This is a genomic window from Pseudomonas sp. LBUM1679 (assembly GCF_059695565.1).
Map to the genome: position 1 here is coordinate 4,218,058 of NZ_CP166774.1, position 18,587 is coordinate 4,236,644.

Below are 18,587 nucleotides of genomic sequence, written 5' to 3' on the forward strand. Positions count from 1 at the left end.
TTTTTTCACCCGCAATTCATAGAGCCTTTAGAGCTCCCAGAGTTTCTATTTTTTACTTCCGACTGCGCACGCCCTTTCCAATACGCCTCCCGATCTCCGTTAAATAGATCTCTATCCACAGGATTAATCGGATGCTGACCTGGCAGATGAGGATGGAGCGCATTGCTTTTACCAAATTTCTGATGCGTGTCAGCAGACAATTCAAAAAGAGAGCCCAAGCCGTCTTGTTTTGAATGGTGCAAATTAAGTTGTGAGTAGCTTCCATTTTTAACCACAAACGGACTTCTCCCCTCAGAGGCTAAATCCAAGTTAGTTCTGGTGCCATCCCGAGTATTAACCGGCAAGTCCCAATCGATCGCTTGCTGATAAACAGTGTGGACACTACCAGACGGAGCAGTGAATGTAGACGGCGCGAAGAACCCGGTCAACCCATAAGGGTCTATCCATCCAGTTGAGTTAGGTGCATATCGGTAAAGGTTAAACCCACCCGACAACCCAATCGGATCCTGCGTAATAAACCGCCCCACCCCCGGATCGTAATACCGAAATGTATTGTAGTGCAGCCCCGTCTCGTCGTCGAAATACTGCCCTTGAAACCGCAGGTTCTGCTTGACCTCATTGACCTCCAGCCGCTCCAGCGCCCCCCACGCCTTGTACGTCGCCTGCCAGACAATCCGCCCCTCCCGGTCCGTCATCTCCAGCGGCGTCCCGATCTGGTCGGTATGGAAGTAATAGAGCGTCTGCTCCCCACCTTCCGCCTGGTCCACCCGCGCCAACGGCGCATAACTGCCCGGCTCGTAGAGGTACAGACTGCTTTGCCCCGGCGTTTCCTCGCGCAACATCCGCAGACCTTGCCACAGGAAATGCTTCTGTTCCGTGACCCCGTTCACCGCGGACACCTTGGCCACGCGCCGGCCCAAGCTGTCATAACGATAAGCACCGCTGCTTTCCAGCTTGCCATTGACCAAGGTCTCGGCATTGACCAGCCGATTTTCGCCGTCATAACTGAACGTCTGCAGCCGGCTCAACCCGCTGCGTTTTTCAATCAGGTTGCCCCACGCATCGTAGGCATATTCCTGATCCCGCCACTGCTTGATCCGGTTGTCCTTCACATGATCAAACTGACTGGTGTTGAAGTTCAGCCGGTTCGCCGCCGCGTCGTAGCGGAATTCTTCACTGTCCACCAGCTTGCCGGTGTCGCGGCTGTGCAGTTGACCATTGGCTTCATAGTCGTACTTGATCTCGCCGCGCAGCTTGTCGAGGGTGCGGGTCAGTTCGCCGGCCGGGTCGTACTGGTGACGGCGGTGGATCGGGTTGTAGGCGTGCTCTACCAGCAGTTGCGGCTGGATGCCGGGGTTGTGGAGTTGCGAGAGCTTTTCCGCCGGCAGAGTCGAGGCGAACTGCCAGGCCTTGCGGCCCATGGCGTCGTAGCCGTAGCAGCTGGTGAGGTGCCCCTGGGTGCGCAGCACTTCGCGGTGCAGGTCGTCGCGTTCCATGTCGCTGATTAACTGGCCATCGAGGTTGAGCTGGTGCAGGTGGCCGCTGCCGTAGTACAGATGGTTCAGCTGCTGGCCGCTGGGCAGGGTCAGCGTGGTCAGGTTGCTCAGCGGATCGTAGTCGTAGGCCAGAGCACCTTGGGGTGTGGTCTCCTTGATCAGGCGCCCGAGCAGGTCGTAGGCAAAATCGAGTTTCTCTTCGCTGACGCCGAGTTTCTTGCCGTTGGCGGTGGGCAGGCGCTCAATGCTGAGCAGTCGATCAGCCTCGTCGTAGGTGTAATCCTGACGCGCATCGGCGTTGAGTTTGGCCAGCAGGCGGCCGATGGCATCGCGTTCGAATTCGGTATGGCGCTGTGGCCGTTCGCCGCGCTCGCCGTAGCCGATTTCGTCCACCCGCGTCAGGTGCCCACCCAGGTTGTAGCTGAAGCGGCGCGTCAGATTGTCGATGCGTTTTTCTTCGACCAGGCGGTCGGATGCGTCGTAGGCAAACTGGTAGGCCGCATTGTTTTCGTTGACCAGCGCGGTCAGGCGAATGACCTGGTCGTATTCGTAGCGGATGCGTTGGCCCTTGGCGTCTTGGCGGCTGCTCGGCAGGCCGCGGGCGGTGCGCAGCAGGCGCGTGGTCTGGCCTTTGCCGTCGGTGTGGGTCAGCACCTGGCCGAGGGCGTTGTAGGTGAAGGATTCGGCGCTGCCGTCCGGGTGCTGGATGCGCAGCACTTCGCCGGCGGGTTTGCGTTCCAGGGTGGTGGTCTGGTTCAGAGCGTCGGTGACGGCGATCAGGTGGTGGCGCTCGTCGAAGCGATACCGGGTGTTTTTACCCGAGCAGTCCTGGAAGCGCTCGACCTGGGCCAGGGTGTTCCACCACAGGTATTTGGATTTTTGCGTGGCATCGATGATGGTGTGCGGCAGGCCGTCATCGCTGTTGAGGTATTCGGTTTTGTGGCCCAGCGCGTCGACTTCGGCAATGAGGTTGCCCTTGGCGTCGTAGCGGGCTTTCCAGGTGCTGCCGTCAGGGTAATCAACCTGCGTAACCAGGGTCGTCAGGTGATGGTACTGGTACTTGATCTTGCGCCCGAGCGGGTCGGTTTCTTCCAGCAGTCGAGCGTATTCGTCGTACTTGAGCGTGACGATATTGCCGTCGGGCAATGTGAGGCCGGTCATGTTGCCGGTGTCATCGATCTCGATAACGTAGTGCTCGCCACCGAAGTCGCGGCTGGAGGTGACGCGGTGATCGCTGTTGTAGTGGATCTCGGCTTCGCGCCCGAGCACGTCGGTGATCCAAGTGGTGCGGGCGTTCAAGTCGTAGCGAAAATGGAAGTGCTCGCCATCGCTGGTCCAGTGTTCCACCACGCGGGGCTGGTCGCCGAGGGTCTGCCAGCGGTAGTTGCAGGTCAGGCCGAGGGCGTTACTGTGACTGACCATGACGCCATCGATGTAGCTGAAGCGGCGGACCGAATCGCTGTTGCGATTGATCACTTCGATGAGCTGGCTGTTATCGTCATAGCGATACTGCACCAGGGTTTCAACAGCCTGGTTGTCAACGATGCGTTTAACGTCGGTCAGGCGGCCCAACGGGTTGTCGTAATGCAGGTGCACCCGCACACCGCCAGTGGCGCTGATGTCGGAGAGCTTGCCTTCAACGGTGTGGGTGAAATGCAGGAAGTGACCGAGGGCGTTTTCGATGCGCTGCAGGGGTACAGCCGAGTTGTCCTCGGGGACTTCGCCGAAGTAGAAGAAGATGTTATCGAGGGTTTGCAGCAGATAATGGCCGCCTTCGGTGCAAACCAGATAGACCTGTTCGTGAGGGTTGTAGACGCGCTCGCCCGGCTGCACGTCCACGAAGGGCACGGTGCGCCCCTGGTTGTCGGTCAGGTAAACGAAGCGGCCGCTGCGTCGCAGGCTTTGTTCCCAAGGCAACACCCAACCCTTGCCGAGCACACTGTCGACGGCCAGGTCGCTGGCGTAGAAGCGTGACCAGTCGATGGGCATCAGGCCGGGGAGGCTGAAGTCGGTTTCGTCAGGGATGACCTTGCGCCCGGTGGTGGCGTCGACAGAGAACGATGGTGCCGGAGGGCGAGGAAAAACTGCTGCCTATTGCTTCCCTCAACGAAGTCCGCAGGCTACCTCCCACGCCTGCGGCCAGACCCGCCTACAGGGCCAAACAGAACCCACAGGTGAACTTCGCGACCGTGGCATCAGCGCGGCCCCGTTGAGGAACCCGTTCAGGGCTCCGTAGTAATACAGCGCCGTCTCAACGTCGAAATTCTGGCCCCCAACGCGCAGGTTCTGTTCGACCGATTAGGAATGCTCTAGTCTTCAACCCGTCTGAACAAAAAACAACCCTTCTCCTCTTCCATCTTTTTTCAAGAACAAATATCCAACTGCATCACTGAGATAAAATATATCTTTAAATGGCTCTGAAAAATCTGCTGAATATAGCTGGCAGATAAAATCATAGTCTAAAATCAGAGCTTCCGGAACGATCATGCCATGCGGAGCCAAATCTGAAATCATAGAAAAAACGGGGAAGCCTTCATCTTCTATTTGCCTATCTTTTAACTCTGTCGCCATCTCAGGAATACTGTCGACAGGGCTAGTTTGAAACACCCCGCCGTCTCCAAGCACAACTAGAGTATACCCACTCAAAATTAAATCTAACTCTGAGGGATCGCCGCTATACGTTATATTCTCGAGAAAATAGTCTGACTTGCTGTAAGTAGAAAAAACGTACAGCACGCCTTCACTTGGAATGCTACTTTTTTTTGTATCGCCTTTAATTTTAGAACAGTCTATAGAAGCAACTAAGGTAAGCGGATCACCATCTGGGTTTAGCGGCCATGCTACGACCTCAGCTACCTGCCCTCCGAGAGTGACTCCCGAAGAAACAGCAACGCTATCGGAAGGAATAATCTGTTTGACCTTTATCATAATGACCTCATCCGCATGTGCTTAAACCGCTATGAAATTTTTTCGCCATTCTTTTTAGCTGCTTAACTCGCGAGCTAGGCACTCCACTTTTTCTCAGTGCGCCAGAGGTTATATCTAGTTCTCGCTTGAGTGAAGGTGCGAACTCATTTCTGCCAAGACCTTGACTCTCACGAATTTGCGTTTCGTGCCAGTGAGTGCCACCAATGCCTCTAGTGTCTTTTAGAGGGCCTCTGGTGTGATTAACTGGGTTAGCCTTAAAAAACGCAACAGCTTGATCAGAACACACTACGTGAGAACTGCTTTCCAGAGCCCGAAAAATGTTACTGACTGGATCTTTATTAAGCAGGGCAATGCTATTAAACTTCTTGGGACCTTCAGGCATAGACCTGGCCAGTGGTTTATTAATAGACTGAGCCATATCAAAAGCCGACTCGGACCTCAGATAATTAATTATAAAATAATCATTATAGCCTTCACCATTTATGGTGACGTCCGTGCGAATAAGCTGTACACCATCGGCCAATGCTGAAGAATTAATAATACCTGCAAGCCTAGAGCTTACCAAATCCGGCCCGTCGCTAAATAAATAGTCGTACCGGCGAATAGCCGCGACAGAAATCTTATTCTTCAACGTCATTTTTGGAGCAGGCTTAGAGGCAGAAATCTTTTTACACTCATAAAACTTCAAGTGATCAAGGCTATGCTCGCGATCATAAGAAAATCCAGTAGTTATCTGGTTAATTATTTGAAGGTGTCCGCAGTTTCATTAACACACTCCTGCCCTGATAGAGTTTTTATTTAGCCCTAGCGGGACGCCCAACTCACGCAGCCCAATCACGCCAAGATGTGTCTTAATGAGCTTCAAAGAGCTGCGCTTGCCGCTAACGAGCAAGCGCATTGCTCTTGTTTCTAAAAACTGAAAGACTTATAAAACAATGAACGCATCATTTTCAAAGTAAAACTTAAACGCTTCAAAATACTCATCAATTGTTGGGTTAGGTAACTGCTGATCAAGATTTGAAATCACATCTTCAATTGATGCTTTATCAAGTGATGCCTTCCATCCCTCGCTAGCTACCTGTGGAGGAAGGTAATCCGTTGAGTCGGGCGGAAAATCCCAACTATCTAAAGAAAATGCTCCTTTCGTATCCAACGTCCATGTCGTAGCTGGCAAATAAAACCATGTCTCTGGCATCTGCCCGATATTCTCTAAAACTTCTCTAATACTATAGGTTTTCATACTCACCTCAACACGCAGAGTTTTGCAATTTTTTGAAGCCACCCTGCTGATTAGGATGGAGGCTTTGCTGTACCGGTCCGGCCGCCTGATGCTGAGCCCTAGGTATCAACTCGATATCCTTAGGAGTCTGAGCATTATGGTGCCAAGAATGATTTGGCGGACTGGTTTGCTTAAATCCTCCTCTAGGCCCAGGCTGAATATGCGTCACCACCTCAGGTGGAAGGGAGGATTTCAGCTCTGGATATTTTAACGTCCGATTGTATAACTCTTCGTTTGCATACCGGAAGTGTACCGGCCGGTCAGACGCATGAATTTCTGATGGCATTTCCACACTGGTCCACACACTATACTGACTGCTCGATAGCGGCCTGCCGCTTCCATCTATTCCAGTCCATCCAAGAGGATCGATCCAACCAGTAGGACTCGTAACGTATCGATAAAGGTTGAGTCCACCATCCAGCCCAATCGGATCCTGCGTTATAAAGCGCCCAACCTGCGGATCGTAATACCTAAACGTATTGTAATGCAGCCCCGTCTCATCATCGAAATACTGACCCTGAAACCTCAGGTTCTGCTCAACCTCGTTCACCGCCAGCGTTTCGATGGAACCCCACGCCTTGTACGTCGCCTGCCAGACAATCGCGCCATCAACGTCGGTCATCTCCAACGGCGTACCAATCTGGTCGGTGTGGAAGTAGTAAAGCTTCTGCTCTTCCCCTTCGCTTTGATCAACGCGGGCCAGCGGCGCATAGCTGCCGGGCTCGTAGATGTACAGGCTGCTCTGCCCCGGCTGTTCTTCGCGCAGCATCCTCAGGCCTTGCCAGAGGAAGTTCTTGTGTTCGGTTTTGCCGCCTTTTACTGAGGTTTTACCTACCCGTCGGCCGAGGCTGTCATAGCGATAGGCACCGCTGCTTTCCAGCTTGCCATTCACCAAGGTCTCGGCCTTGACCAGCCGATTTTCGCCGTCATAACTGAACGTCTGCAGCCGGCTCAACCCGCTGCGCTTTTCAATCAGGTTGCCCCACGCATCGTAGGCATATTCCTGATCGCGCCACTGCTTGATCCGGTTGTCCCTCACGTGATCAAACTGGCTGGTGTTGAAGTTCAACCGGTTCGCCGCCGCGTCGTAGCGGAATTCTTCGCTGTCCACCAGCTTGCCGGTGTCGCGGCTGTGCAGTTGACCATTGGCTTCATAGTCGTACTTGATCTCGCCGCGCAGCTTGTCGAGGGTGCGGGTCAGTTCGCCGGCCGGGTCGTACTGGTGACGGCGGTGGATCGGGTTGTAGGCGTGTTCTACCAATAGTTCAGGCTGGATGCCCGGGTTAAGAATCTGCGAGAGTTTCTCTGCCGGCAACGTCGAGGCGAATTGCCAGGCCTTGCGGCCCATCGCGTCATAGCCAAAACAACTGGTGAGCGTGCCTTGAGTGCGCAGCACTTCGCGGTGCAGGTCGTCGCGCTCCATGTCGCTGATCAACTGGCCATCGAGGTTGAGCTGGTGCAGGTGGCCGCTGCCGTAGTACAGGTGATTCAGGTGCTGACCAGTAGGCAGGGTCAGCGTGGTCAGGTTGCTCAGCGGATCGTAGTCGTAGGCCAGAGCACCTTGGGGTGTGGTCTCCTTGATCAGGCGGCCCAGCAGGTCGTAGGCAAAATCGAGTTTCTCTTCGCCGACGCCGAGTTTTTTGCCGTTGGCGGTAGGCAGGCGCTCGATGGTGAGCAAGCGGTCTGCGTCGTCGTAGGTGTAATCCTGACGCGCGTCGGCGTTGAGTTTGGCCAGCAGGCGGCCGATGGCATCGCGTTCAAATTCGGTACTGCGCTGTGGCCGGTCAGCGCGTTCGCCGTAGCCGATTTCGTTGACTCGCGTCAGGTGCCCGCCCAGGTTGTAGCTGAACTGGCGGGTCAGGTTGTCGATGCGTTTTTCTTCAACCAGACGGTCGGACGCGTCATAGGCAAACTGGTAGGCCGCATTGTTTTCATTGACCAGCGCGGTCAGGCGAAAGGCCTTGTCGTACTCGTAGCGGATGCGCTGGCCCTTGGCGTCCTGGCGGCTGCTTGGCAAACCGCGGGCGGTGCGCAGCAGGCGGGTGGTCTGGCCTTTGCCATCGGTGTGCGTCAGCACCTGGCCGAGGGCGTTGTAGGTGAAGGACTCGGCGCTGCCATCCGGGTGCTGGATGCGCAGCACTTCGCCGTCGGGTTTGCGTTCCAGGGTGGTGGTCTGGTTCAGCGCGTCGGTGACGGCGACGAGGTGGTGGCGCTCGTCGTAGCGGTAATACGTGCTTTTGCCCGAGCAGTCCTGGAAGCGCTCGACCTGGGCCCGGGTGTTCCACCACAGGTATTTGGACTTGTGCGTGGCGTCGATGATGGTGTGCGGCAGGCCGTCGTCGCTGTTGAGGTATTCGGTTTTGTGGCCCAGCGCGTCGACTTCGGCGATGAGGTTGCCCTTGGCGTCGTAGCGGGCTTTCCAGGTGCTGCCGTCGGGGTAGTCGACCTGGGTGACCAGGGTTGTCAGGTGGTGGTACTGGTACTTGATCTTGCGCCCGAGCGGATCGGTTTCTTCCAGCAGCCGCGCGTATTCGTCGTACTTGAGTTTGACGACATTGCCGTCGGGCAATGTGAGGCCGGTCATGTTGCCGGTGTCGTCGATCTCGATGACGTAGTGCTCGCCACCGAAGTCGCGACTGGAGGTAACGCGGTGATCGCTGTTGTAGTGGATCTCGGCTTCGCGCCCGAGCACGTCGGTGATCCAGGTGGTGCGGGCGTTCAAGTCGTAGCGAAAATGGAAATGCTCGCCATCGCTGGTCCAGTGTTCCACGACGCGGGGCTGGTCGCCGAGGGTCTGCCAGCGGTAATGGCAGCTCAGGCCCAAGGCATTGCTGTGACTGGCCATGACGCCATCGATGTAGCTGAAACGGCGGACCGAATCGTTGTTGCGATTGATCACTTCGATGAGCTGGCCGTTATCGTCATAGCGATACTGCACCAGGGTTTCAACAGCCTGGTTGTCAACGATGCGTTTAACGTCGGTCAGGCGGCCCAATGGATTGTCGTAATGCAGGTGCACCCGCACACCGCCAGTTGCGCTGATGTCGGTGAGCTTGCCTTCAACGGTGTGGGTGAAATGCAGGAAGTGACCGAGGGCGTTTTCGATGCGCTGCAGCGGTACCGCCGAGTTGTCGTCGGGGACTTCGCCGAAGTAGAAGAAGATGTTATCGAGGGTTTGCAGCAGGTAATGGCCGCCTTCGGTGCAAACCAGATAAACCTGTTCGTGAGGGTTGTAGACCCGCTCGCCCGGCTGCACGTTCACGAAGGGCACGGTGCGACCTTGATTGTCGGTCAGGTAAACGAAGCTGCCACTGCGGCGCAAACTTTGTTCCCAAGGCAACACCCAGCCCTTGCCGAGCACACTGTCGACGGTCAGGTCGCTGGCGTAGAAGCGTGACCAGTCGATGGGCATCAGGCCCGGGAGGCTGAAATCGGTTTCGTCAGGGATGACCTTGCGCCCGGTGGTGGCGTCGACGGGGTTGCCGACCAGACCGCCCACTGCCCGTTCGATGGCCGGTCCTACGGCGTAGCGACTGGCGACTTCACCGGCGACGAAACCGGCAGTGAATTTCAGCACGCAGGGCATGACCGCTTTCATACCGGCCTGGGTCCCGGCCTTGATCAGTTGGGCGATACCACCTGCTGCGCCTGCAATCGCCATAAGGATATCGACAGTGGTGCGCAACCAGCCCGGAATCTCGTCGTCTACCGGCAGGTAACGGTGGGTGCCGTCGCCGATGAACACGTTGTCAGAGCTGCTGGAAATGGTTGCGCCACAGGCCATCTTGTCGTCTTTACGGGCCGCCGCCGTGCTATTGATAAACACGTTGTGTCGAGGCGGTAACAATGGTTCCAGGGGGCGAGGAAACCATCTAAAAACCTCAAAAAGTCTAATTCCCCTCAAACAAGCCGATATATTTTAACCCGTTATAGTTAGATTTATATGGTTGAGAAACCGCAACTCCGCCATCAGAATACCAGAATATTGCATTAGCTTTGGTTATACCTAAGTTAGCACATTCCGCCTTAACGTTTTCTAACTCGCCAGGATCCACAGAGGAGTTTTTAAGAAGATCGTCTAAAGCGATTTCTTTTTCAGACCTAGGTATAATCCCAATAAAGTCTTCATCATACCATCTTATTCCTATATCCTTACAAAACTCACAAACCTTGTATGCGGGCTCATCCAACTCAGCAGAATAATCCAACTCAAAATATTTTTGATAGTCTGATTCTGCCTCGAAGTTTGTACCAATCCAAAGATGTACCTTTTCGTAACGTTCAATATCATAGGTATCCATTAACAACTTCCTAATTTCATGTGAGAACGATGATGGCTATCAATCACGCTCAAAGCTTGAGATTTTGTGTTCGCCTTAGCCAAGTCTTTAATCAGTTTATTATGAAAATTTCTACCTGCACTACTGCCATGGTGCGGGCCATCAGGCACGAGATTGCCGTGCTTGTCGGTGACGCCCACAAAAGTAATATCTTTAGTTGGCACAGTCATCTCTTTTAGCTCTTGGGCTGTAAAGCCAAGTTCTTTCGCCTTCGCAGCCATGGAAACCGGGAACATCTCATGTTTACCCCCTGGTCTTCGAAGCGCATCCTCTACCGCCGTCTTGTTGCTAACTATATCGTTGACAGATGCACTGTTAAACCAGCTATTAAAGCCGCCTTTATCCCAAGGGAGCCATCCCAACGGATCAATCCAAAGTGTGGGAGCAGGTACATAAGAGTAAAGATTACTACCTCCCACCAACCCAATCGGATCCTGCGTTATAAACCGCCCCACCTCCGGATCATAATACCGAAACGTATTGCAGTGCAGCCCCGTCTCGTCGTCGAAATACTGCCCCTGGAACCTCAGGTTCTGCTCTACCTCATTCACCGCCAGCGTTTCGAGGGCGCCCCAGGCTTTGTAAGTCGCCTGCCAGACAATCGCGCCATCAACGTCGGTCATCTCCAGCGGCGTACCAATCTGGTCGGTGTGGAAGTAATAGAGCGTCTGCTCCCCGCCTTCCGCCTGGTCCACCCGCGCCAAGGGCGCATAACTGCCCGGCTCGTAAAGGTACAGGCTGCTCTGCCCCGGCATTTCCTCGCGCAACATCCGCAAGCCTTGCCACAAGAATTGCTTCTGTTCGGTAACCCCGTTGACCGCTGATACCTTGGCCACCCGCCGTCCCAAGCTGTCATAGCGATAGGCACCGCTGCTTTCCAGCTTGCCATTCACCAAGGTCTCGGCATTGACCAGCCGATTTTCGCCGTCATAACTGAACGTCTGCAGCCGGCTCAACCCGCTGCGTTTTTCAATCAGGTTGCCCCACGCATCGTAGGCATACTCCTGATCCCGCCACTGCTTGATCCGGTTGTCTTTGACGTGATCAAACTGACTGGTGTTGAAGTTCAGCCGGTTCGCCGCCGCGTCGTAGCGGAATTCTTCGCTGTCCACCAGCTTGCCGGTGTCGCGGCTGTGCAGTTGACCATTGGCTTCATAGTCGTACTTGATCTCGCCGCGCAGCTTGTCGAGGGTGCGGGTCAGTTCGCCGGCCGGGTCGTACTGGTGACGGCGGTGGATCGGGTTGTAGGCGTGCTCTACCAGCAGTTGCGGCTGGATGCCGGGGTTGTGGAGTTGCGAGAGCTTTTCCGCCGGCAGAGTCGAGGCGAACTGCCAGGCCTTGCGGCCCATGGCGTCGTAGCCGAAGCAGCTGGTGAGCTTGCCCTGGGTGCGCAGCACTTCGCGGTGCAGGTCGTCGCGTTCCATGTCGCTGATCAGCTGGCCGTCGAGGTTGAGCTGGTGCAGGTGGCCGCTGCCGTAGTACAGATGGTTCAGGTGCTGGCCGGTGGGCAGGGTCAGCGTGGTCAGGTTGCTCAGTGGATCGTAGTCGTAGGAAAGAACACCTTGCGGCGTGGTTTCCTTGATCAGGCGGCCCAAAAGGTCGTAGGCATAATCGAGCTTCTCTTCGCTGACGCCGAGTTTCTTGCCGTTGGCGGTGGGCAGGCGCTCGATGGTGAGCAAGCGGTCTGCGTCGTCGTAGGTGTAGTCCTGGCGGGCGTCGGCGTTGAGTTTGGCTAGCAGGCGGCCAATCGCATCGCGCTCAAATTCGGTATGGCGCTGTGGGCGTTCGCCGCGCTCGCCGTAACCGATTTCATCCACCCGCGTCAGGTGCCCGCCCAGGTTGTAGCTGAACTGGCGGGTCAGGTTGTCGATGCGTTTTTCTTCGATCAAGCGGTCGGACGCGTCATAGGCAAACTGGTAAGCCACATTGTTTTCATTGACCAGCGCGGTCAGGCGAACGGCCTGGTCGTATTCGTAGCGGATGCGCTGGCCCTTGGCGTCTTGGCGGCTGCTCGGCAGGCCGCAGGCGGTGCGCAGCAGGCGCGTGGTCTGGCCTTTGCCGTCGGTGTGGGTCAGCACCTGGCCGAGGGCGTTGTAGGTGAAGGATTCGGCGCTGCCGTCCGGGTGCTGGATGCGCAGCACTTCGCCGGCGGGTTTGCGTTCCAGGGTGGTGGTCTGGTTCAGAGCGTCGGTGACGGCGATCAGGTGGTGGCGCTCGTCGAAGCGATACCGGGTGTTTTTACCCGAGCAGTCCTGGAAGCGCTCGACCTGGGCCAGGGTGTTCCACCACAGGTATTTGGATTTTTGCGTGGCATCGATGATGGTGTGCGGCAGGCCGTCATCGCTGTTGAGGTATTCGGTCTTGTGGCCGAGTGCGTCGGTCTCTCGATGCAGCGGTAATAGTCGTCGTAATGCTCGACGGACACAGGCAGTTCAGTAAGTGTGCCTCGCTAAATGGTCCAGGTTGCTGAAGCAAAGTTGGCAGCCACGCCACAGATCAAATTGTAAAAGAGCATATCAAGGTGATTCGGCCCAGTTAATACGCGCCTTACATAAAAGCATCTACTTAGTCTGTCAAAACGTCAGCCGACCAATTATCTGCCTCACCACCCCTCTTCATTTTTTGTCGTAAACACTAACTTTCTCATCATTGAATAGATACGAGATCCTATCAACCTCCCCGCTCTCGTTATATGCAACAGAAAGATCCACAAAGGGCTTCGCGCTATTTAAGGAGAAATCTCTAATACCAACTATTACCCCAAGCTCCCAGAGATACTCGTAAACCCAATACTGCCCATCATCCTGCACTATGAACGAACTAACTAGCAGATCTCCTTTTTTTAATGTTCGCGATAACCGATAAGGAATATCATCCTCGTCTACCGTAAGCATTTCTGACATCGATTCATTATATATGATCAAACTACGATCAGCCGCCCCCCCTTGGGAGTTAAAGTTGTTGATTTCAACAACAGCGTCATTCGAAAATATGTATTGAATTTTCTTCTTTTTATTTTTTGGACTCCCAATCAAAAAACTATTTAAACCGTAGCCAGTCAGTTCCGAATAAAACGGAATGAAATTCCATGCAATTGAATTGGCCCACTTTTCCGAGGTTGGCTTAAGGTTTTTATTTAATTCTAAGAACTCAGACAAAACGTCTCCTGATTTCAGCCGGAGTCGCATTTCATCTAAAATCATTTCGTAGTTAACGCCGATAGCCATCAAAATATTACCTGTAAGCTGGAAAGGTTTTACCGCCTGCAAGGAACTGTTGAATATCACTTAACCCTTGCAGGAAATCGGATTTAGTTTTAGACCCAATTAGGTTATCGTACACATATTGTTTATAAGCATTACTGTGTATACCAGCACCTTTGTGCGGAGTGGTGACAGTTCCCGGAACTCTAACTTTTTCAGTGTTGGGCAACCAAATGCCGTTTCTTCTACTATTTACATCAACACCAAGAGTTTCCATCTTTTCTCTTAACGCTATCATCCTAACATCTTTTGAATTGGACATTACAATGTGATGAGCATCATACTGACCGCCGCCGGACGGTTTTGGACCTAGATTTTGCGCTAGTTTTCTTGAGTCTGAAGAGCAAGAAAGGCCCAAAGGATCCAACCATTGAGTCGGATTCAAAGCGTACTGATAGATATTTACCCCCCCGTCCAACCCAATCGGATCCTGCGTAATAAACCGTCCAACCTCCGGATCATAATACCGAAACGTATTGTAGTGCAGCCCCGTTTCGTCGTCGAAGTACTGCCCCTGAAACCTCAGATTCTGCTCAACCTCGTTCACCGCCAGCGCTTCGATGGAACCCCACGCCTTGTACGTCGCTTGCCAGACAATGCTTCCGTCAGCGTCAGTCATTTCCAGCGGCGTGCCGATCTGGTCGGTGTGGAAGTAGTAAAGCTTCTGCTCTTCCCCTTCGCTTTGATCAACGCGGGCCAGCGGCGCATAGCTGCCGGGCTCGTAGATGTACAGGCTGCTCTGCCCCGGCTGTTCTTCGCGCAGCATCCTCAGGCCTTGCCAGAGGAAGTTTTTTTGTTCGGTTTTGCCGTCTTTTATTGAGGTTTTACCTACCCGTCGGCCCAGGCTGTCGTAGTGGTAGGTGCCGACACTTTCAAGCTTGCTGTTAACCAGCGTCTCAGCTTTGACGAGGCGGTTTTCACAGTCGTAGCTAAACGTCTGCAACGTGGTCAGACCAATGCGCTTTTCGATCAGATTGCCCCACGGGTCGTAGCTGTATTCCTGATCGCGCCACTGCTTGATCCGGTTGTCTTTGACGTGATCAAACTGGCTGGTATTGAAGTTCAACCGGTTCGCCGCCGCGTCGTACCTGAACTCTTCACTGTCCACCAGCTTGCCGGTGTCGCGGCTGTGCAGTTGACCATTGGCTTCATAGTCGTACTTGATCTCGCCGCGCAGCTTGTCGAGGGTGCGGGTCAGTTCGCCGGCGGGATCGTATTGGTGACGGCGGTGGATCGGGTTATAGGCGTGCTCTACCAATAGTTCAGGCTGGATGCCCGGGTTAAGAATCTGCGAGAGTTTTTCTGCCGGCAACGTCGAGGCGAATTGCCAGGCCTTGCGGCCCATCGCGTCATAGCCAAAACAACTGGTGAGCGTGCCTTGAGTGCGCAGCACTTCGCGGTGCAGGTCGTCGCGCTCCATGTCGCTGATCAACTGGCCATCGAGGTTGAGCTGGTGCAGGTGGCCGCTGCCGTAGTACAGGTGATTCAGGTGCTGACCAGTAGGCAGGGTCAGCGTGGTCAGGTTGCTCAGCGGATCGTAGTCGTAGGCCAGAGCACCTTGGGGTGTGGTCTCCTTGATCAGGCGCCCGAGCAGGTCGTAGGCAAAATCGAGTCGCTCTTCGCTGACGCCGAGTTTCTTGCCGTTGGCGGTGGGCAGGCGCTCAATGCTGAGCAGTCGATCAGCCTCGTCGTAGGTGTAATCCTGACGCGCATCGGCGTTGAGTTTGGCGAGCAGTCGGCCGATTGGGTCACGCTCGAATTCGGTATGGCGCTGTGGCCGTTCGCCGCGCTCGCCGTAGCCGATTTCATCCACCCGCGTCAGGTGCCCGCCGAGGTTGTAGCTGAACCGGCGGGTCAGGTTGTCGATGCGCTTCTCTTCAACCAACCGGTCGGACGCATCATAGGCAAACTGGTAAGCCACATTGTTTTCATTGACCAGCGCGGTCAGGCGAATGGCCTGGTCGTATTCGTAGCGGATGCGCTGGCCCTTGGCGTCCTGGCGGCTGCTCGGCAGGCCGCGGGCGGTGCGCAGCAGGCGCGTGGTCTGGCCTTTGCCGTCGGTATGCGTCAGGACCTGGCCGAGAGCGTTGTAGGTGAAGGACTCGGTGCTGCCGTCCGGGTGCTGGATGCGCAGCACTTCGCCGTCGGGTTTGCGTTCCAGGGTGGTGGTCTGGTTCAGGGCGTCGGTGACGGCGATCAGGTGGTGGCGGTCGTCGAAGCGGTAATGAGTGCTTTTGCCCGAGCAGTCCTGGAAACGTTCGACCTGGGCCAGGGTGTTCCACCACAGGTATTTAGACTTGTGTGTGGCATCGATGATGGTGTGCGGCAGGCCGTCGTCGCTGTTGAGGTATTCGGTTTTGTGGCCCAGCGCGTCGACTTCGGCGATGAGGTTGCCCTTGGCGTCGTAGCGGGCTTTCCAGGTGCTGCCGTCCATGAAAGTCGTCTCAGTGACCAGCGTGGTACTGAGGTGATATTTGTATTTGATTTTGCGACCCAGTGGATCGGTCTCTTCGATCAGGCGTGAAAAGTCGTCGTATTTGAACGCGAGCTTGTTGCCATCGGGCAGATTCAAACCCGTCATGTTGCCGGCTTCGTCCAGGGCAATACCGTAGCATTCGCCGCCGTAATCACGACTGGCAATCACGCGACGGTCCTCGTTGTACTGAATTTCCAACTCACGCCCCAGCACGTCAGTAGCCCAGGAAACGCGCTGGTTGAAGTCGTAGCGGTAGTGAAAATGTTCGCCATCGCTGGTCCAGTGCTCCACCACGCGAGGCTGATCGCCGAGGGTCTGCCAGCGGTAATTGCAGGTCAGGCCGAGGGCGTTACTGTGACCGGCCATGACGCCATCGATGTAGCTGAAGCGGCGGACCGAATCGTTGTTGCGATTGATCACTTCGATCAGTTGACCATTATCGTCGTAACGGTACTGCACCAGGGTTTCGACGGCGAGGTTGTCGACTACACGCTTGACGTCGGTCAGGCGACCCAGAGGATTGTCGTAATGCAGGTGAACACGGACACCGCCCGGGGCGCTGATGTCGGTAAGCGTATTGTCGGCCGAATAGGTGAAGTGCAGGTAATGCCCCAGGGCATTTTCAATGCGCTGCAACTGAACAGCAGTATCGTCGTCCGGCACTTCGCCGAAATAGAAGAAAGTGTTGTCGAGTGTCTGTAGGAGGTAGTGACCGCCCTCAGTGCGAACCAAGTGGATTTGCTCATAAGGGTTATAGGTGCGATCGCCAGGTTCAACGTCAACAAAAGGCACACTGCGCCCCTGGTTATCAGTGAGGTAGACGAAGCTGCCACTTCTGCGCAGACTTTGTTCCCACGGCAGCACCCACCCTCTACCCAGCACGCTTTCAACGTTCAAATCACTTGCGTAGAAACGAGACCATTCAATGGGCATTAGCCCAGGGAGCGCAAAGTCGGTTTCACCCGACTCGAACAACACTTTGCGCCCCGTTGTAAGATCAACCGGATTGCCGCTTAAGCCGCCGATCGCGCGCTCTACGGCCGGTCCGATTATGAAACGACCGGCCAGATAGCTACCTGCGATTGTTGCCCCAAACTTCAATGCGCACGGACCGGCAGCTTTCAGCCCCTGTGTCAGTCCGAGCCGGAAGATCGGACCTACCGCGCGCCCCATGGAAGCGACGATCATCAACACATCGACGGTAACGCGTAGCCAGCCCGGTATCTCCTCGTCTACATCAAGGTAGCGTTCTGTTCCGCCACCAATGAATACGTTGTTCGAACCACTCGAAATCTTCGCCCCGCAGGTCAGCTTGTCACCCTTGCGCGCAGCCGCCACGTTGTTGATGAATACGTTGGACGAACCTTCCGCAACTAGCACCGGCGCTGGGTGTTTATCACACGCGCCTTGACTCAGAGTTGCATGGGCAGCATTACGGTTGTTGATGAACACATCCGCAGAGCACCCTTCCAGCTTTATTCCTCCGGCTGGAGAACTTCGTGCCGCTCCCATGCTCTCCCCAATCGCCGGAATAAAGCTGGCACCCAAGCCTGCTGCAATACTCAGCAGGATTCCACCCAAACCAGCCGTACAAATCGTGAATGCGGCAGCAGTTGCAATCGCAAGCCCAATCACTGCACCGATGAGAAACCCACCAAGAGCACTGGTGTGCTCAATTTCATCACCCCAACGAGCTGCTTCGAACATGAGTTACTCCTGTTCGACGTCAGTGGGCACGGTGTCCTGGCGCGGTTGGAAGCTGGTCAGCAGTTGCAGCCAGTTCTCATTTTGAGTGGCGCTAAAATCAGCTTGGCTGGTCGTTGAGAACACTAGAATACGACCTTGCTCGATCTCAAAAGCCGCCTGACGCTGATAAACAGGACGACCATCGTTCATGTAGTAAGCATCCACTTGGATGCCTGAGCGCGGTTGCTCGCTCGATAACGTCGCAGGTTTCTTGCTGAGCAATGTGTAGCCGCGCAGCTTGGCAGCTATAAGCTTCACCTGACGCTCGATGTACGTTTTCAGGTCCTCGGCGGGCAGCATATTGTCACGCGATATCGTAATGTTGAGCGGCGCCGGGATGCTGTTACCGAGTACAAACATATTTACCGTACGGTCCTGAAAACCTTCCGGCAGTACGATAGATCCTTCCTGAAGCTGATAGTCCATTGGAGGTGTATTCCGTGAATGCGTAAAAGGGAAATGTTCAGTCAGCAGAGACACTTTCCAGCATGGCGTCGAACTCGATCAGCCAATCGGCAAGCTCTGCGTGTGCCGGATTTATCATGGTGGAGATGCTGAAATACTGACGCTCGTTACCGTTATCAGATTCGATCACAGCACTCATTACTCTGCCGTGGCGGCGTTCCTGACCGGCAGTGAATATGTAATCCAGAGCAATCGCCCGGTGGCCCGCGAGCACACCATCGCTCTGCCGCACAATGGTGACGTCGGGGTGGTCTTGACGCAATTTTTCCACATACAACTCGACGGCGCGCCTCAACGTCAGACCTTCGGGCGCAGGACGGCGCTTCGCACCAAACGTGACGGGATGTCCATACTTTTCCAGCGTGGTGTCAATGTCGCGGAAGTTAAATCCATCCGGGATCAGCAAATTGAGGCCCGCGACTGTCAATCCATTACGGGCAAGCTGCAGCGGCACTTTGACAATGGACTCGGGCTCGATAACAGCCGGCGGCGCTTCGGCTGCTTGCTGCTGTTGCTGCCGCGCAAGCGCCTCGGCCGCCAGGCGCTTCTCGGAGATTCGGTCGTAAATACTGGTCCTGACCATGGTCTGGATTC

General features: G+C 55.1%; 8 protein-coding genes and 3 pseudogenes. All 11 read right to left on the minus strand.

All coding sequences use genetic code 11. The features are described from left to right. Positions 1-5: 5 nt before the first annotated feature. Positions 6-3,548, minus strand: a pseudogene (locus ACA062_RS19150) (RHS repeat-associated core domain-containing protein); the annotation flags it as partial. 264 nt (positions 3,549-3,812) lie between these two features. Then, positions 3,813-4,424 (minus strand): DUF1963 domain-containing protein, encoded by a 612-nt coding sequence (locus ACA062_RS19155; RefSeq protein WP_497452508.1) that lies wholly within the window; start codon positions 4,422-4,424, stop codon positions 3,813-3,815. A 7-nt stretch (positions 4,425-4,431) separates the two neighbouring features. Further along, on the minus strand, positions 4,432-5,112 hold the full coding sequence (locus ACA062_RS19160) for a hypothetical protein (protein ID WP_497452509.1): 681 nt from the start codon (positions 5,110-5,112) through the stop codon (positions 4,432-4,434). Positions 5,113-5,349: 237 nt separating this feature from the next. Then, positions 5,350-5,664, minus strand: coding sequence for a DUF7716 domain-containing protein (locus ACA062_RS19165; RefSeq protein WP_247296515.1), 315 nt, complete (start codon positions 5,662-5,664; stop codon positions 5,350-5,352). 394 nt (positions 5,665-6,058) lie between these two features. Then, a pseudogene (locus ACA062_RS19170) lies at positions 6,059-9,532 on the minus strand (RHS repeat-associated core domain-containing protein); the annotation flags it as partial. Between the two features lie 61 nt (positions 9,533-9,593). Further along, the gene (locus ACA062_RS19175; protein ID WP_497452510.1) at positions 9,594-10,004 is read right to left on the minus strand and encodes an immunity 22 family protein; all 411 of its coding nucleotides are present in this window, start codon (positions 10,002-10,004) and stop codon (positions 9,594-9,596) included. A gap of 392 nt (positions 10,005-10,396) precedes the next feature. After that, positions 10,397-12,427: pseudogene (locus tag ACA062_RS19180) on the minus strand (RHS repeat-associated core domain-containing protein); the annotation flags it as partial. Positions 12,428-12,658: 231 nt separating this feature from the next. Further along, positions 12,659-13,270 carry a hypothetical protein gene (locus ACA062_RS19185; RefSeq protein WP_497452511.1) on the minus strand — a complete coding sequence of 204 codons (612 nt, stop codon included), beginning with the start codon at positions 13,268-13,270 and terminating at the stop codon, positions 12,659-12,661. Between the two features lie 7 nt (positions 13,271-13,277). After that, positions 13,278-17,489 carry an RHS repeat-associated core domain-containing protein gene (locus tag ACA062_RS19190; RefSeq protein ID WP_497452512.1) on the minus strand — a complete coding sequence of 1,404 codons (4,212 nt, stop codon included), beginning with the start codon at positions 17,487-17,489 and terminating at the stop codon, positions 13,278-13,280. Positions 17,490-17,492: 3 nt separating this feature from the next. Next, positions 17,493-17,954 carry a DcrB-related protein gene (locus tag ACA062_RS19195; RefSeq protein WP_150796313.1) on the minus strand — a complete coding sequence of 154 codons (462 nt, stop codon included), beginning with the start codon at positions 17,952-17,954 and terminating at the stop codon, positions 17,493-17,495. 37 nt (positions 17,955-17,991) lie between these two features. Beyond that, positions 17,992-18,576 carry a hypothetical protein gene (locus ACA062_RS19200; protein WP_497452513.1) on the minus strand — a complete coding sequence of 195 codons (585 nt, stop codon included), beginning with the start codon at positions 18,574-18,576 and terminating at the stop codon, positions 17,992-17,994. Positions 18,577-18,587: the final 11 nt, after the last annotated feature.

Excerpts from the sequence above, each read along its gene's own strand:
- ACA062_RS19200 (WP_497452513.1), bottom strand. The coding sequence starts at position 18,576 with ATGGTCAGGACCAGTATTTACGACCGAATCTCCGAGAAGCGCCTGGCG.
- ACA062_RS19175 (WP_497452510.1), bottom strand. The coding sequence starts at position 10,004 with ATGGATACCTATGATATTGAACGTTACGAAAAGGTACATCTTTGGATT.
- ACA062_RS19185 (WP_497452511.1), bottom strand. The coding sequence starts at position 13,270 with ATGGCTATCGGCGTTAACTACGAAATGATTTTAGATGAAATGCGACTC.
- ACA062_RS19155 (WP_497452508.1), bottom strand. The coding sequence starts at position 4,424 with ATGATAAAGGTCAAACAGATTATTCCTTCCGATAGCGTTGCTGTTTCT.
- ACA062_RS19190 (WP_497452512.1), bottom strand. The coding sequence starts at position 17,489 with ATGTTCGAAGCAGCTCGTTGGGGTGATGAAATTGAGCACACCAGTGCT.
- ACA062_RS19165 (WP_247296515.1), bottom strand. The coding sequence starts at position 5,664 with ATGAAAACCTATAGTATTAGAGAAGTTTTAGAGAATATCGGGCAGATG.
- ACA062_RS19195 (WP_150796313.1), bottom strand. The coding sequence starts at position 17,954 with ATGGACTATCAGCTTCAGGAAGGATCTATCGTACTGCCGGAAGGTTTT.